This window comes from Nereida sp., assembly GCF_965655635.1.
In the GTDB taxonomy this organism is placed as follows: Bacteria; Pseudomonadota; Alphaproteobacteria; order Rhodobacterales; family Rhodobacteraceae; genus Nereida.
This window is the reverse complement of the sequence record NZ_CBFHHE010000007.1, coordinates 54842-70947: the sequence shown is the minus strand read 5'-3', so window position 1 is coordinate 70947 and position 16106 is coordinate 54842. Positions and strand designations below refer to the sequence as shown.

General features: G+C 51.3%; 13 protein-coding genes. 9 read left to right on the top strand and 4 right to left on the bottom strand.

The genetic code is table 11. The features are described 5' to 3' along the window. Window positions 1-109: 109 nt before the first annotated feature. Genes rho through ACTF5M_RS03900 form a run of 6 tightly spaced genes read left to right on the top strand, consistent with a single transcriptional unit; the run spans window position 110 to window position 6871 of the window. Window positions 110-1384: a transcription termination factor Rho gene (rho, locus tag ACTF5M_RS03925; RefSeq protein ID WP_438959774.1), complete on the top strand. Its 1275-nt coding sequence runs from the start codon at window positions 110-112 to the stop codon at window positions 1382-1384. A gap of 27 nt (window positions 1385-1411) precedes the next feature. Continuing rightward, complete coding sequence (gene mnmE / locus ACTF5M_RS03920; protein WP_438959773.1) at window positions 1412-2698, top strand: tRNA uridine-5-carboxymethylaminomethyl(34) synthesis GTPase MnmE; 1287 nt, start codon at window positions 1412-1414, stop codon at window positions 2696-2698. Between the two features lie 12 nt (window positions 2699-2710). Next, window positions 2711-4573, top strand: coding sequence for a tRNA uridine-5-carboxymethylaminomethyl(34) synthesis enzyme MnmG (mnmG, locus tag ACTF5M_RS03915; protein WP_438959772.1), 1863 nt, complete (start codon window positions 2711-2713; stop codon window positions 4571-4573). After that, on the top strand, window positions 4573-5166 hold the full coding sequence (gene rsmG / locus ACTF5M_RS03910) for a 16S rRNA (guanine(527)-N(7))-methyltransferase RsmG (protein ID WP_438959771.1): 594 nt from the start codon (window positions 4573-4575) through the stop codon (window positions 5164-5166). Before mnmG ends, rsmG begins: the two co-directional genes overlap by 1 nt. After that, window positions 5159-5962 carry a ParA family protein gene (locus ACTF5M_RS03905; RefSeq protein ID WP_438959770.1) on the top strand — a complete coding sequence of 268 codons (804 nt, stop codon included), beginning with the start codon at window positions 5159-5161 and terminating at the stop codon, window positions 5960-5962. The genes rsmG and ACTF5M_RS03905 overlap by 8 nt, the downstream gene beginning before the upstream one ends. Before the next feature lie 3 nt (window positions 5963-5965). Beyond that, window positions 5966-6871, top strand: coding sequence for a ParB/RepB/Spo0J family partition protein (locus tag ACTF5M_RS03900; protein WP_438959769.1), 906 nt, complete (start codon window positions 5966-5968; stop codon window positions 6869-6871). Here ACTF5M_RS03900 and hemW read toward each other — a convergent pair. Genes hemW through rph form a run of 3 tightly spaced genes read right to left on the bottom strand, consistent with a single transcriptional unit; the run spans window position 6868 to window position 9343 of the window. Further along, window positions 6868-8028 carry a radical SAM family heme chaperone HemW gene (gene hemW / locus ACTF5M_RS03895; protein ID WP_438959768.1) on the bottom strand — a complete coding sequence of 387 codons (1161 nt, stop codon included), beginning with the start codon at window positions 8026-8028 and terminating at the stop codon, window positions 6868-6870. The genes ACTF5M_RS03900 and hemW overlap by 4 nt on opposite strands. Continuing rightward, entirely contained in the window at window positions 8021-8629 is a 609-nt protein-coding gene (rdgB, locus tag ACTF5M_RS03890; RefSeq protein ID WP_438959767.1) for an RdgB/HAM1 family non-canonical purine NTP pyrophosphatase, read from the bottom strand. Before rdgB ends, hemW begins: the two co-directional genes overlap by 8 nt. Beyond that, the gene (gene rph, locus ACTF5M_RS03885) at window positions 8630-9343 is read right to left on the bottom strand and encodes a ribonuclease PH (protein WP_438959803.1); all 714 of its coding nucleotides are present in this window, start codon (window positions 9341-9343) and stop codon (window positions 8630-8632) included. A 96-nt stretch (window positions 9344-9439) separates the two neighbouring features. Between rph and hrcA the strand changes: the two genes are divergently transcribed. Then, complete coding sequence (hrcA, locus tag ACTF5M_RS03880) at window positions 9440-10504, top strand: heat-inducible transcriptional repressor HrcA (RefSeq protein ID WP_438959766.1); 1065 nt, start codon at window positions 9440-9442, stop codon at window positions 10502-10504. Between the two features lie 11 nt (window positions 10505-10515). After that, window positions 10516-11076: a nucleotide exchange factor GrpE gene (locus ACTF5M_RS03875; RefSeq protein WP_438959765.1), complete on the top strand. Its 561-nt coding sequence runs from the start codon at window positions 10516-10518 to the stop codon at window positions 11074-11076. Here the strand turns inward: ACTF5M_RS03875 and mutS are convergent. Beyond that, the gene (mutS, locus tag ACTF5M_RS03870; protein ID WP_438959802.1) at window positions 11063-13717 is read right to left on the bottom strand and encodes a DNA mismatch repair protein MutS; all 2655 of its coding nucleotides are present in this window, start codon (window positions 13715-13717) and stop codon (window positions 11063-11065) included. The genes ACTF5M_RS03875 and mutS overlap by 14 nt on opposite strands. Before the next feature lie 130 nt (window positions 13718-13847). Here mutS and ACTF5M_RS03865 point away from each other — a divergent pair, with 130 nt between their 5' ends. Then, window positions 13848-16103, top strand: coding sequence for an NADP-dependent malic enzyme (locus tag ACTF5M_RS03865; RefSeq protein WP_438959764.1), 2256 nt, complete (start codon window positions 13848-13850; stop codon window positions 16101-16103). Window positions 16104-16106 lie beyond the last annotated feature (3 nt).

Below are 16106 nucleotides of genomic sequence, written 5' to 3'. Positions count from 1 at the left end.
GCTTAAATCGAAGTTTGACTAACCCATTAATGTTAGCTACGGCTTAGGTGTTCATCCGAACACTTTAACTCCTTTAAAATAATGCGTTCCAACGCATCAAGGTGAAAGTATGACCCAAGAGCGTCTGTCATTGGCTGAGCTGAAAGCTCAAAGTCCGAAAAACCTCCTGTCTTTGGCTGAAGAGCTTGAGATCGAAAACGCATCCACGATGCGCAAAGGGGATATGATGTTCTCGATCCTGAAGGAGCGAGCAGAAGACGGCTGGGAAATAAGCGGTGATGGCGTCATGGAAGTGCTCCAAGATGGATTTGGCTTCCTGCGCTCAACCGAGGCAAACTATTTGCCAGGCCCTGATGATATTTACGTCTCACCTGACATGATCCGCCAATACTCGCTGCGTACCGGTGACACGATTACAGGCGTTATGCGCGCTCCTGGCGATAACGAGCGTTATTTTGCACTGACAAGCATTCAACAAATCAACTTTGAAGAGCCCGAAAAAGCGCGCCACAAAGTTGCATTTGAAAACCTTACACCGCTCTATCCTGATGAGCGTCTGAAGATGGAACTTGAGGATCCAACAGCCAGCAAAGATCGCTCTGCCCGGATCATCGATCTGGTTGCACCAATTGGTAAAGGCCAACGTTCATTGATCGTGGCGCCTCCACGCACCGGTAAAACGGTCTTGCTGCAAAACATCGCAACCAGCATCGAAAAAAACCACCCAGAATGCTATCTGATCGTTCTTTTGATCGATGAACGTCCAGAAGAAGTTACGGACATGCAGCGTTCTGTGAAGGGCGAGGTTGTATCGTCAACGTTCGATGAACCTGCAACGCGTCACGTGGCTGTGTCAGAAATGGTTATCGAAAAGGCGAAACGCCTTGTTGAACATAAACGCGACGTTGTGATCCTGCTCGACTCGATTACTCGTCTTGGCCGTGCGTTTAATACAGTTGTTCCTTCGTCCGGTAAAGTTTTGACCGGTGGTGTGGATGCCAACGCGCTTCAACGCCCCAAACGGTTCTTTGGTGCCGCGCGGAATATTGAAGAGGGTGGTTCTTTGACTATCATCTCAACGGCCTTGATCGATACTGGGTCGCGTATGGACGAAGTGATCTTTGAAGAATTCAAAGGCACAGGTAACTCCGAAATCGTGCTTGATCGTAAAGTCGCAGATAAACGCGTCTTCCCAGCAATGGATATTCTGAAATCAGGTACACGTAAGGAAGATCTGTTGATTGATAAAGTTGATCTGCAGAAAACCTATGTGTTGCGCCGTATCTTGAACCCAATGGGAACGACGGACGCCATCGAATTCTTATTGTCTAAACTCAAGCAAACAAAGAGCAACACCGACTTCTTCGATTCAATGAACGGATAATACCTGCCACAAAAAGGAGGCTGAATAATGGACATTATTTTCGCCTTTGCGACGGCCGTCGGCCGTGCGGGTGTAAGTGTTTTGCGGCTTTCGGGGCAGGGTGTCTTTGATGCTTTGAAGCCCGTGATGCCGAAAATTGACGTGGATCGGCGAACGCCTTATTTGGCGGATTTCCAAAAAATAAGCGGTGAGGTAATTGATACACCGCTCGTTTTGGGTTTTGCCAAAGGCGCAAGCTTTACAGGCGAAGAAACCGTAGAGCTGCACCTTCATGGGAGCCCCGCCATTCAAAAAGAGGCGATTTTGATCCTTTCTCAGCTGCCAAATATGCGCATGGCTGAACCTGGTGAGTTTACTCGCCGTGCTTTGATCAATGGCCGAATGACACTTGAAGAAGTTGAAGGTCTTGCTGATCTGATCGACGCAGAGACAGAAAGCCAAGCAATCCAAGCGCGTAAGCTCTTGAATGGACATCTGAAAACAGCTGTAGCCGGGTGGCGTGCAAAGCTCATTCACGCGGGCGCACTGCTTCAAGCGACGATTGACTTTGCTGATGAAGAAGTACCCGTTGATGTATTCCCTGAGGTGTCCGAGATACTGCTGCCATTGCGTGCTGAGCTTGAGGCACAGGCCCGCGGCGTAGTCGTTTCTGAGCGTGTAAGATCTGGATTTGAGGTTGCCATCATCGGTCAACCAAACGCTGGAAAATCGACCTTTATCAATGCGTTAGCCAGACGCGATGTGGCTATTGTTACTGATGTGGCCGGTACAACGCGCGATGTATTAGAGGTTGATCTTGACCTGCAGGGTCATTCAGTCCGTGTTCTTGATACGGCAGGTATTCGCGCCACTGACGATAGTGTCGAAAAAATTGGTATTGAACGTGCTTTGGATCGCGCTGTATCTGCTGACCTGCGCATTTGGCTCAAGATAGCTGATGATGATGTCGGACCAGTCGATATGACAGCTGATGATTTGATCTTGACAGCTAAAGACGATGAAGGCGCGCATGATAATGGATTGTCTGGAAAGACCGGCCATGGCATCGACCGCATTCTTAATCATATTGGAACGGTTTTAAACGACCGCGTTTCAAGGGTAGGTGTCGCCACGCTAGAGCGACACGGGATTGCGATTACTAACGCCGTGAGCTACTTGAATTCAGCGCTTTTTGGCTTGGAGAATGGGCAAGAAGTAGAGTTGGTCGCAGATGATTTACGAGCAGCAACACGACAGCTTGATCAATTGATTGGTCATGTTGATGTTGAAGATGTACTGGATAAAGTGTTTTCGTCGTTTTGTCTTGGAAAGTAAGGAGTGTTTCACGTGAAACATTTTGACGTAATCGTAATTGGCGCAGGTCACGCGGGTGCTGAAGCTGCGGCAACTTCTGCACGGCTAGGTGTTTCAACAGCGCTTATTACAATGACGGAGGCCGGCATCGGTGCAATGTCTTGCAACCCGGCAGTTGGTGGTCTGGGCAAAGGTCATCTTGTACGTGAAATAGATGCGCTTGACGGTAGTCTTGGGCGGCTTTCAGACCAAGCTGGTATCCAATTTCGCTTGCTAAACCGTCGAAAAGGACCAGCAGTCCAAGGTCCACGTGCCCAAGTTGATCGGCTTCTTTATGGGGAGCTTATGAGGCATGAGTTAAGGCACACATCAAACCTCGAAATCATAATTGGTGAAGTCGCTGACCTCACCATGAAGGGCGATATCGTCAATGGTGTGGTTCTTGGTGACGGTTCTGAAATCACTGCTCAAAAGGTAATTTTAACAACTGGGACCTTCCTGAATGGGAAGGTGCATATCGGTGACGTTTCCTACAGCGCTGGCCGAATGGGTGAGAATGCTTCAACTAAGCTCGCTGATCGTATTTTGAATCTGGGACTTCCTATTGGACGCCTAAAAACAGGCACACCGCCGCGAATTGCTAAAGGATCAATAAATTTTGAGGGGTTGGAAGTTCAGCCTGGGGATGACGATCCTGCCTTCTTCTCGTTTCTGACAGAAGATGTTTCTGCTCAACAGGTTTGTTGCGCCATCACTCATACCAATGAGCACACACACGAAATAATTACGAAGAACCTTGATAAATCAGCGATGTATGGTGGACACATTGATGGTGTTGGACCGCGGTATTGTCCTTCTATTGAAGATAAAGTTGTTCGCTTTACAGACAAAACATCTCACCAGATATTTTTAGAGCCAGAAAGTCTGAGTAGTGACTGGATTTACCCAAACGGTATTTCCACGTCGTTGCCTGAGGATATTCAGTATCAGTACATTAGGTCTATTAAAGGACTTGAGAGCGCGGAAGTACATCAGCTCGGCTACGCTATTGAGTATGATTATGTGGACCCGAGGGCACTTAAGCAGACGCTTGAATTGAAGACTGTAAGTGGGCTGTATTTTGCGGGGCAGATTAATGGAACTACAGGTTATGAAGAGGCTGCAGCACAGGGGCTAGTTGCAGGCCTAAACGCTGGCCTTAGTGTTTTGGACAAAGAGCCGGTTATTTTCAGCCGTCGAACGTCTTATATCGGCGTCATGATAGATGATTTAACGAGTAGAGGTGTTCTGGAACCCTATAGAATGTTTACATCTCGTGCAGAGTACCGACTTTCGCTAAGGGCTGACAATGCTGATCAAAGGTTAACAGAGTTTGGTAATGAGCTTGGCCTGATTTCACAGGTCCGCTGGGCCGCGTATGATGAGAAGAAGCGTTCGATTGATGTTGGAATGGATATTTTGACTGCAAAGGTCTTTACGCCAAAGCAAGTTGCCGAAACAGGGGTGAAAATTAACCAAGACGGAACCAAACGTACCTTGTTTGATCTTTTGTCTATGAATGGGTTTGATATGGAGTGTGCTTCAAAGTTGGAGCCAAAAGTAGATAGTATCAGTCCAGATATTCAGCTCCAGCTTTCTAACGACGCAATGTATGCGCATTACATTGCGCGGCAAGATCGAGATGCAGAGGGCTTAAAAAGGGATGAACAGACCGCGCTTGATGTTAACTTCGACTATACGGCGGTCAGCGGCATCTCTAACGAGATGCAGAATAAGCTTTTGAAGGCAAAACCAGAGACGATTGCAAAGGCAGCAAAGATTGATGGGATGACACCAGCATGTCTATCGATCTTGGTGGCGATCGCAAAAAGTAGTCAGCGAAAGTCGATAGCGTAATGGATGTTTCACGTGAAACATCAGAGCGGTTGCAGGCTTATGAAGCGCTTATTCGTAAGTGGAATCCGAAAATAAATCTTGTCTCACCGAAAACTTTGGAATGTTTGTCAGATCGTCATATAAACGATAGTTTGCAGATATGCAGTCATATAGGTGAAACCACGCAAACAGTAGCAGATCTGGGAAGTGGTGGCGGTCTACCTGGTATTGTGATCGCCATCTATGATCAGCAGGCCGCGCCGAACAGAACTACGGTTTTGGTGGAAAGTGATGCCCGAAAGGGCGCGTTTCTTCGCACGTGTATTCGTGAACTTTCGTTAAACGCACGCGTTGAAACTGCGCGGATAGAAAGACTCGAACCACTTTCTGCGGACGTGATAACAGCCCGAGCTCTTGCAAGCCTTGATACACTTTTTGATTGGGCTCATGCCCACGGGCACACTGATACAGAATGTTTGTTTTTAAAGGGGCGTACGGTTGAAGCGGAGCTTGCAGTTGTGCGGAATAAATGGTCGTTTGAGTTAGATTTGGTTCCAAGCAAGACTGATCCTGAGGCGAAACTGTTAAAACTTAAGGCGTTAAAGCGTGCATAATATCGATCCAGCAAAGATTATTGCAGTAGCCAATCAAAAGGGTGGCGTAGGTAAAACGACGACCGCGATTAATCTGGCCGCTGGGCTGTCGGAACTGCAGCTATCAGTTCTGTTGATTGATCTCGATCCACAAGGAAATGCGACAACCGGTGTTGGGGTGCAGAAAGAGGAAGCTACCCAGACGGTGTATGATCTTCTTGTTTCAAATGCGCCGATTGATGAGGTAATTGTTCCGACAGCCGTTGAAAACCTTGATATTGTCGCGTCGACTACTGATCTCAGTTCGGCCGATATTGAGCTTATTTCTAATGAAAAGCGTAGTTTTTTACTGCGGGACGTGTTGCGGTCAGTAGATATGACGGCGCTTGGCTATGATTACGTCATCATTGATTGCCCGCCCTCGCTCAATCTACTTACTGTTAACGCAATGGTCGCGGCGCACAGTATCCTTGTGCCGCTACAAAGTGAATTTTTCGCGCTTGAGGGACTATCTCAGTTAATGATTACCATTCGCGAGGTTCGTGAGGCGGCCAACCCCGCGTTGCGTATCGAGGGTGTTGTGATGACGATGCATGATCAGCGGAACAACCTGGCCCAGCAGGTCGAAAATGATGCCAGAGACGTGTTGAAAGATCTTGTTTTCAAAACGGTCATCCCCCGGAATGTGCGTGTAAGTGAAGCGCCATCCTATGCGCAATCTGTTTTAGAATATGACCCGCGTTCCAGCGGGAGTCAGGCGTATCGTGCGTTGGCCAAGGAATTTTTGCGCCGGCAGCGCGATCAAGAAGGAGTTTAGATCATGAGTAAGTCACCAAACAAAGGTCGCGGATTGGGCCGTGGGTTGTCTGCTTTGATGGCAGATGTTCCTACGCAGACAGAAGCGCCGTCTGATGTTGTTGTCAAAAGCACCACGTTAGTCTCAATTGACCTAATTTTCCCGAACCCTGACCAGCCGCGGAAATCGTTTGATGAGGGTGATTTGGATGAGTTGGCAAGCTCGCTGCGCGAAAAGGGGATTATTCAGCCGCTGATCGTTCGTCCCGATACGACCGGCCAGAAGGGTGCTTATCAGATTGTTGCGGGTGAGCGGCGTTGGCGCGCTGCCGCGCGGGCGCAAATCCATGAGGTGCCTGTAATCGTACGGGACTTCAACGATACTGAAGTACTCGAGCTGGGCATCATCGAGAATATTCAGCGCGCCGATTTAAACGCGGTTGAAGAGGCCTTGGCCTACAATCAGTTGATCCAAAGACATGGTCACACACAAGATGCTGTTGCTAAGGCGATGGGGAAAAGCCGATCGCACATTACGAACTTGTTGCGCTTATTGACCTTGCCTGATGATGTTCAAGACAAGGTGGTAACTGGTACGTTGAGCATGGGTCATGCACGCGCAATGATTAGCGCGGATAATCCAAGTAAGATTGCACAGACTGTCATCGCAAAGGGTTTGTCTGTTCGACAGACTGAAGAGCTGGTCAAAAGCGGCTCTAATACGGGGAAATCTGGTGGTTCGAGTGGTGGGCGTAGCGGTGGCTCTAGTGATAAGGATGCTGATACACGCGCGCTTGAGGGCGAATTGTCGGCCCAGTTGCGGATGGGCGTGTCGATTTCCCACAATCCTGGCAACGCTGGTGGCCAGATTGTGATTAAATACAAAGACTTAGAGCAGCTAGATGACCTTTGCAGATTGCTTGCAGGCTAATCAGCGAGTAATTCGCGCAAGATTCCGTTAATGAGTGGTCTTCCCTTAGGGGTGACCGAAAGCTTGTCGTCATCCGCAGCGATCAAACCGAGTTCTGCTAGGTGGCTGATTGTTGTTTCTGGCAAAGTCAGACCCGATATTTCGCTATATCGAGTTGGCGAGATGCCTTCTTCCAATCGCAGGCCCATTAGTAGAAATTCTGTTCCTTGCTCTTCGCGTGATAGCGGGGCGGTAGTGATTTCGCCTGTTACGTTTTCTTCGACTGATTTGAGCCAATTCAAGGGACTTAGCTCTGTTTCTGTCGCGTGGCGGGTTCCGTTAAGAGTTACCCTTCCGTGCGCCCCAGGTCCTATGCCGATGTAATCGCCGTAGCGCCAATAGATCAGGTTGTGGCTGCTCTCATGGTCCGGTTTAGCATAATTAGACACTTCATATGACATATATCCTGCTTTTGCGGCAATTTCCTGCGTAGCAAAATACATGTCTGCTTCTGTGTCTTCGGTCGGCAGCCCCTTTAGCAGGCCTTTTTCATAGCGATCACCAAAGGCTGTATTGGGCTCAATCGTCAGTTGGTACATTGAAAGGTGGCCAGCAGCGATCGTGAGTGCCTCTTTCAGTTCAGACTGCCAATCGGTGAGCGTCTGATTTTGACGGCTGTAGATCAGGTCAAAGCTACACCTTTCAAAAGTTTTGGCAGCAAGCTCAAAGGCTTGAATGCCTTCTTTAACTGTATGAAGGCGGCCAAGGCGTTTAAGGTCGTCATCGTTGAGGCTTTGAATGCCGACGGAAATACGGTTTACGCCAGCATCTTTGTAGCCGGCAAAGCGCGCGGCTTCGACGGAAGTTGGGTTCGCCTCCATCGTGATTTCGATTGTGTTCGCGCAGGACCAATTGGCGCGCACGGCTGTGATGATTTGTTCAATGGCATGAACGGACATTAAACTGGGGGTTCCACCGCCGAAGAAGACCGAATTAAGCACCCGGCCTTGTGTGAGCGAAGCTCTGCGTTCAATTTCCGAAATGTAGGCTCTAACCCAGCGGTTTTCGTCTATTTTGTCCGCAACGTATGAATTAAAATCACAGTACGGGCATTTTGCGCTGCAAAAGGGCCAGTGAATGTACAGGCCGAACCCGCCATTTTGCCAGTCTTCAGTCAAGGCAGCCTGCGATCAGTTTTGCGAATGCATCGGCGCGGTGTGACATGGCGTGTTTTTGCGCGGGATCCATTTCTCCGAATGTTTCAGAATGACCAAGAGGCTGGAACATAGGGTCAAAGCCGAACCCATGTTCACCACGCATTGGCCAGACGACTTCGCCTTTAACGATGCCATCAAAGATTTCGTCATGTCCGTCGGGCCAAGCGATGCAGAGCGTGCAGTTAAAGGCGGCCAGACGCGGGTATTCTGCGTCGCGTTCTTCAAGTGCGTTCCAGACTTTGCTCATTGCGAGGGGGAAGTCGCGGCCATTTGGCGTTTCGGCCCAGTCTGCTGTGTAGACGCCAGGTGCGCCATCCAGGCCGTCAACGGTAATGCCACTGTCATCCGAAAGCGCGGGAAGGCCTGCATTTTTGGCGGCGTAATGCGCTTTTATGCGGGCGTTTCCATGGAAAGTGCTCTCGGTTTCTTCTGGCTCATCAAGCCCAAGCTCGCCCGCCGAGATCACTTCAATGCCAAAAGGTTTCAGCAGTTCAGAGATTTCGCGCAGCTTTCCCGCGTTATGGCTGGCAAGGACGATCTTGGGTTCGGTGAGCTTGCGCATTTATGCACCTACCGCCAAAAGTTGGGCCTTGGTCAGTTCAGCACTTCCTTTGATCGCAAAATCAAGAAGTTGGTCCATTTGTGCGCGGCTGAAGATAGAGCCCTCAGCGGACATCTGGATTTCGATAAGACCAGCGTCGCCAGTCATGACAAAGTTGCCGTCCACACCTGCTTCGCTGTCTTCGGGGTAGTCCAGATCAAGAACGGGCTGGCCCGCGTAGATGCCACAGCTTACCGCAGAGACGGGGCTGATCAGCGGGTTTGTTTTGATGTCGCCCGCTTTCATCAGCTTTTGGACGGCCAATGACAGCGCAACCCAACCGCCTGTGATTGAGGCACAGCGCGTGCCGCCGTCTGCTTGGATAACGTCGCAGTCTACGGTGATTTGACGCTCGCCCATAGCAACGCGGTCAACACCGGCGCGGAGGCTGCGGCCAATCAGGCGTTGAATTTCTTGGGTGCGTCCCGATTGTCCGTTCTTGGCTTCGCGGCGCATGCGTGTGTGTGTTGCGCGGGGAAGCATACCATATTCTGCAGTGACCCAGCCAAGACCAGATCCCTTGATGAAGGGCGGGACGCGCTCGTCAACAGATGCGGTGCACAGCACGTGGGTATCGCCTACTTTGATCAGGCAACTGCCTTCCGCGTGGCGGGTCACGTTGGTTTCGATCTCAATGGACCGCATTTCATCAAGTGCACGGTTGGAGGGGCGCATCATGTCATCCTTTGTTTTTCTGAAGATTGGATCACATGGCGGCAAACTGAACGCAACCCCTTGCAACATTGGGTGGGGGGGATCAAATTACCGTCTATGACAGAGATTGAGAGCCCCTTTGACAATATGAACGACCGGTCGCGCGAAGTGTTTCGCCGCGTTGTGCAGTCATATCTTGAGAGTGGCGATCCTGTTGGATCACGCACGCTGACGCGGGAAATGTCGGAAAAGGTAAGTGCGGCGACCATTCGTAATGTCATGCAAGACCTTGAGCATCTTGGTCTGTTGGATAGTCCGCATATTTCTGCGGGTCGTGTGCCGACGCAAATTGGGTTGCGAATGTTTGTGGATGGTTTGCTTGAGGTTCGGGATCTTGATGCGGTGGACCGTGACCATCTGCAGAATACGATGTCGTCTAATTCTGACGGGGTGCCCGCACTTATGGACCGCGTCGGTGGGGCGCTTTCGGGTCTAACTCAGGGCGCATCGCTAGTTTTGACGCCAAAAACCGAAGCACCGATCAAGCACATTGAGTTTGTCTCACTTGGTCCTGATCGGGCTTTGGTGGTGCTTGTGTTTGCGGATGGTCAGGTGGAAAACCGCGTCTTCACGCCGCCGATGGGCCAGACGCCTTCGTCGATGAGAGAGGCCGCAAATTTTTTAAATGCCGTCGCTGAAGGCCGGACAGTTTTGGAGTTGCAGCGCGTAGTGAGCGGCGAGATTTCAAAACGCCGCCAAGAGATTGATACGCTGGCCAAAGATATGGTCGAAAGCGGGCTGGCGCTTTGGGAGAATGAAGGCACCGCAACCGAGCGTCTTATTGTGCGTGGGCGGTCCAATTTGATAAACGAAGGTGGCGATCCTGCGGAGTTGGATCGCATTAAAACGCTGTTTGATGATCTTGAACGCAAGCGTGATATTGCCGAGTTTCTGGAGTTGACCGATGAAGGCGAAGGCGTACGTATTTTTATTGGCTCTGAGAACAAGCTTTTTTCACTTTCGGGTTCCTCTTTGGTGGTTTCTCCTTATATGAACGCTGACCGAAAGATTATTGGTGCTGTGGGGGTCATTGGCCCGACGCGATTGAACTACGGACGTATTGTTCCAATCGTTGATTACACTGCCCAGTTAATCGGGAAACTGATGGCCGACCGCGGATAAAGGGTAAAGATATGGCAGAACAGGAACCAACGAACTTCCTCGATGATTTGGCAGAAGCTGAGGCGGAGCTGGATCAAGAGGCGGATGTCGATTTCTCTGACGAAGAGTTGGAGCTTGATGCACTTAAGGCTGAGCGTGATGACTATCGCGATCGCTTCATGCGTGCGCTTGCTGATGCTGAAAATGCGCGCAAGCGTTCGGATCGTGATCGCCGTGAGGCCGAGAATTACGGCGGTTCAAAATTGTCGCGGGATATGTTGCCAGTCTACGACAACATGAAGCGCGCATTGGAAACTGTGACTGACGAACAGCGTGAGGCGAACAAAGCGCTGCTTGAGGGTATTGAGCTGACGATGCGTGAGTTGATCAGCGTCTTTGGCAAGCACGGTATCGTTGTGATTTCACCTGAAGCCGGGGACCGCTTTGATCCGCAAAACCACGAGGCGATGTTTGAAGCGCCCGTGCCGGGCACCAAAGCCGGTGACATCATTCAGGTAATGGCCGAGGGCTTTATGCTGCACGATCGTTTGCTGCGCCCCGCGCAAGTTGGTGTTTCTTCTACGCCGGCTTAGTCAACGCTTTTAGTTGATAAAGGGCGTCTAGCGCGTCCTTTGGGGACATCTCATCTGGAAGAATTTTAGCCAACGCGGCTTCAACTGCGTTGGCTTCTTCTTTTATAGGCGCTGGGCGGGCAGGCGTAGCAGAGAAAAGCGGCAAGTCATCAACGATAGCCTTTTGGCCCGCCGTTCCCTCGCGTTCACCTTTTTCAAGCGCCTCTAAAACTGATTGTGCGCGGGCGATAACCATTGGCGGCAGCCCTGCGAGTTTTGCGACTTGCACGCCGTAAGACCTGTCTGCAGCGCCTTTTCGAACTTCGTGTAAAAAGATGACGTCGCCGTCATGTTCCCGGACAGCGACTGTCGCATTGCTGACGCCGTCCATTTTGTCCGCGAGCTGTGTCATCTCATGGTAATGGGTCGCAAATAATGCGCGGCATTTGTTTTGGTCGTGCAGATATTCCAGCGTTGACAATGCAATTGATAGGCCGTCATAGGTTGCTGTTCCGCGACCAATCTCGTCCAGAATAACCAAGGCCCGATCATCAGCTTGGTTCAAAATAGCCGCCGTTTCCACCATCTCAACCATGAACGTTGAGCGGCCCCGCGCCAGATCATCCGAGGCACCTACGCGGCTGAAAAGCTGTGAGACGGCACCGATATGCGCACGGGCAGCAGGTACGAACGACCCCATTTGTGCCATCAGAGCAATCAGCGCGTTTTGGCGCAGGAACGTAGATTTACCCGCCATGTTCGGGCCCGTTAGCAACCAAACGGCAGCATTACTTTCGTATTTGGTCAGTGTGCAATCATTGGCCACGAACGTGGCGTTTTGCGCCTTGAGCGACCGTTCCACAACTGGGTGGCGACCCTGTTCAATTTCAAATGCGCCAGAGGTGTCAACGGTGGGTCGGGTCCAGCCTTCACCACTTGCAATATCGGCGAGCGCGGCAAACACATCCAGTTCTGCAAGTGCAGATGATGTGGTGGCGACTGTCGCTGCGGTTTCCAAAATGGCGGTAGTTAGGCTGGAATAGATCCGCTTTTCGATCTCAAGCGCACGACCACCTGCATTTAGGATACGCGTTTCAAGATCAGACAGTTCCACGGTGGTAAAGCGCACTGCGTTTGCTGTGGTCTGGCGGTGGATGAAAGTTTCAGACCACGGCGCAGACAGCATCTTTTCAGCGTGAAGAGCAGTTGTTTCAATGAAATAACCCAAGACATTGTTGTGCTTGATTTTGAGTGATGAGATGCCCGTTTTCTCAGCAAAATCGGCCTGCATTGAGGCGATCACGCTTCGGCCCTCGTTGCTGAGTTTACGAGCTTCATCAAGTTCAGCATCATACCCTTCGGCGATGAACCCGCCATCGCGCGCCAACAGTGGTGGCTCAGCGATCAGTGCGTCAGCCAAAAGTGCGACCGGTTCGCTGTGGCCGTTAAGTGCTGTTCGTGCGGCGTCGATATCAGTTGGCAGGCCAACCTCCGGCAGCTTTGCGAAAAGATCTTCTGCTTGCTGAAGTCCGTTGCGGATAGCGGCAAGGTCACGTGGTCCAGACCGGTCCAGAGAGATACGCGACAAGGCGCGCTCAATATCAGGGCATTTGCGCAGTGCTTCTCGGACCGTGTCACGCAATAATGGATCAGATAGAAAATGCGCAACGGCATCTAAGCGGTCGTTGATTAGGGTAACATCACGGGAAGGGGCGTTGATACGCCGCTCTAGCAGACGCCCGCCTGCCGAAGTTACTGTGCGGTCGATGGTTTGCAATAACGTGCCGTCACGCCCACCGTTCATGCCGGTGGTGATTTCAAGGTTCCGGCGGGTGGCGGCATCGATCTGAACCAAGCCCCCTTCGTCTTCGCTAATGGGCCGCTGCAGTAGGGGCATGTTCCCTTTCTGCGTGATATCGAGATAGTCAATAACGGCGCCAAGTGCGCCGAGCTCTGCGCGATTGAAGGTGCCGAACGCGTCCAAAGATGCGACTTCAAACGCCTCCATTAGCCGTTCTTTACCTCGTGTGCTGTCGAAACTTGATGCACCAAGCACCGTAAGCGCACCGCCAATATCAGACACTATTTTTGCACAATCGCGTTCAATTGCATCCGCGATAAGAACTTCCTTAGGTAGCAAACGCGCCAGCTCAGGGGATAAGCGTGAACGCTTGCACGACAAAACGCGCACCTCACCCGTAGAGATATCGACCCATGCAATGGCACCGTCCGATCGGACTTCGTTGTAGGCGCAGAGAAAGTTGTTACGGCGCGCTTCTAGCAGGCTGTCTTCGGTCAAGGTCCCGGGGGTGACTAGTCGCACAACACCGCGCTTGACGACAGACTTATGTCCGCGCTTTTTCGCCTCGGCTGGGCTTTCCAGCTGTTCGCACACGGCAACGCGAAAGCCTTTGCGTATAAGTGTCAGCAGATATCCTTCGGCTGCATGAAACGGCACACCGCACATCTGGATATCTTCACCGTTGTGTTTGCCGCGCTTGGTAAGTGCGATGTCCAAAGCGGAGGCGGCCTGAACCGCATCATCAAAGAACAACTCGTAAAAATCGCCCATGCGATAGAACAATAGCGCGTCAGGGTATTCTTCTTTGATGCCAAGATATTGGGCCATCATGGGTGTGGTTGTGTGCGCAGACGCCGCCATCGGATCCCCCAAGGTCAAACGGTGTTTGTGAAAACTAACCGCAGGGCGAAGTCGCCGAAACCCCAAAACCGTTGTTTGTGTCAATCCAGAGCGCTATCACTTCCGTAATCGAAACAAAGGCCTAAAAACGATGTCCAACACCAAAGTCACCGATGCCGAAGCTTTAGCGTTTCATTTGCAGCCAACTCCAGGAAAATTTGAGATTTCCGCGACTGTTCCAATGACCACCCAGCGGGACCTGTCGTTGGCGTATTCACCAGGTGTTGCTGTGCCTGTTCAGGCCATCGCGGACTCGCCGGAGGCAGCGTATGATTATACGACAAAGGGCAACTTGGTGGCGGTCATTTCCAATGGGTCAGCGATTTTGGGCCTTGGGAACTTGGGTGCTTTGGCAAGTAAGCCAGTGATGGAAGGTAAAGCGGTACTGTTTAAGCGACTTGCGGATGTAAACAGCATCGACATCGAGCTGGATACCCAAGACGTGGATGCATTCGTGAATGCTGTGAAGCTGATGGGTCCTACGTTTGGTGGTGTGAACCTTGAAGATATCAAAGCGCCCGAGTGTTTCATCATTGAGCAGCGTCTGAAGGAAGAGATGGATATCCCTGTCTTTCATGACGACCAACACGGGACAGCGGTGATTTGTGCAGCGGGCCTGATTAATGCGCTGTATCTATCGGGTAAGAAGATTGAGGACGTGAAAATCGTTCTGAACGGAGCAGGTGCTGCTGGTATCGCGTGTCTTGAGTTGATCAAGGTGATGGGGGCTAAGCACGACAACTGCATCATGTGCGACACGAAAGGTGTGATTTACCAAGGCCGCACTGAAGGGATGAATCAATGGAAATCCGCACACGCTGCGCGCACTGATGCGCGCAGCCTTGAGGATGCGATGGTTGGTTGTGACGTGTTCTTGGGTGTTTCTGCAAAAGGTGCCGTTACCCCGCAGATGGTTGCCTCTATGGCGGATAACCCTGTTATTTTTGCGATGGCAAATCCAGATCCGGAAATCACGCCTGAAGAAGCGCATGAGGTGCGCGTTGATGCTATCGTTGCTACGGGGCGCAGTGACTACCCGAACCAAGTGAATAACGTGTTGGGCTTTCCGTACTTGTTCCGCGGTGCGCTAGATATTCACGCTCGGGCGATTAACGACGAAATGAAGCTTGCTTGTGCGCGTGCGCTGGCGGAGTTGGCCCGTGAAGATGTACCTGATGAGGTAGCCGTTGCATATGGCCGTAAGCTGACGTTTGGTCGTGATTACATCATTCCAACAGCGTTTGATCCACGCTTGATCCATGTGATCCCACCTGCTGTCGCGAAGGCAGGTATGGACACTGGTGTAGCGCGCCGCCCGACTGTGGATATGGAGGCGTATACACTTAATCTGAAATCAAGAATGGACCCAACTGCGTCTATTTTGCGGGGCATTCATGCGCGGGCAAAACGTGCGCAAGCGCGGATGATTTTTGCTGAGGGAGATGATCCACGGGTATTGCGTGCCGCTGTGCAGTATCAGCGGTCTGGCCTTGGCAAGGCGCTGGTCGTCGGACGTGAGGCTGATGTTAAGGACCTGTTGACTACAGCAGGGATGGGCGATGCCTACCGAGAGCTTGAGGTGGTGAACGCCAAAAACTCTCCGCACCTGCCAATGTATAAATCGTTCTTGTATGAACGGTTACAGCGTAAAGGGTTTGATCAATCTGATGTGCACCGCCTTGCTGCGCGTGACCGCCATGTGTTTTCTGCACTTATGCTTGCCCATGGTCACGGAGATGGACTTGTTTCAGGAGCCACACGAAAATCTGCTCATGTTCTGGATTTGATGAACCATGTGTTTGATCTGGGCCCTGGTGATGGCGCGGTAGGCATTACTGCCATTTTGCACAAAGGGCGGATTGTTCTGATTGGTGATACGGTTGTTCATGAGTGGCCAAACGAGGCTGACTTGGCCGACATCGCCATTAAAGGTGCGGGTGTTGCGCGGCAACTTGGTTTGGTGCCTCGCGTGGCGTTTGTCAGCTTTTCCACTTTTGGCTATCCGGTGTCAGAGCGCGCTGAGAAGATGCACTTGGCGCCCGTATTGCTTGAAAAAAAGGGCGTTGATTTCGAATTTGAGGGCGAAATGGCCGTTGATGTGGCGCTTAATGCGGCAGCACAAAAAAGCTATCCGTTCTCACGACTTACTGGACCTGCGAATGTGTTGGTCGTGCCTGCACGTCACTCAGCGTCCATTAGTGTGAAGTTGATGCAAGAGATGGCGGGGGCTACTATTTTGGGGCCCATCCTGACGGGCGTTGATCACCCGATTCAGATTTGTTCGACCGTGTCGTCTGAGACAGATATTTTGAACATGGCAATCATTGCTGCCTGCAATGTGGGGTGATGC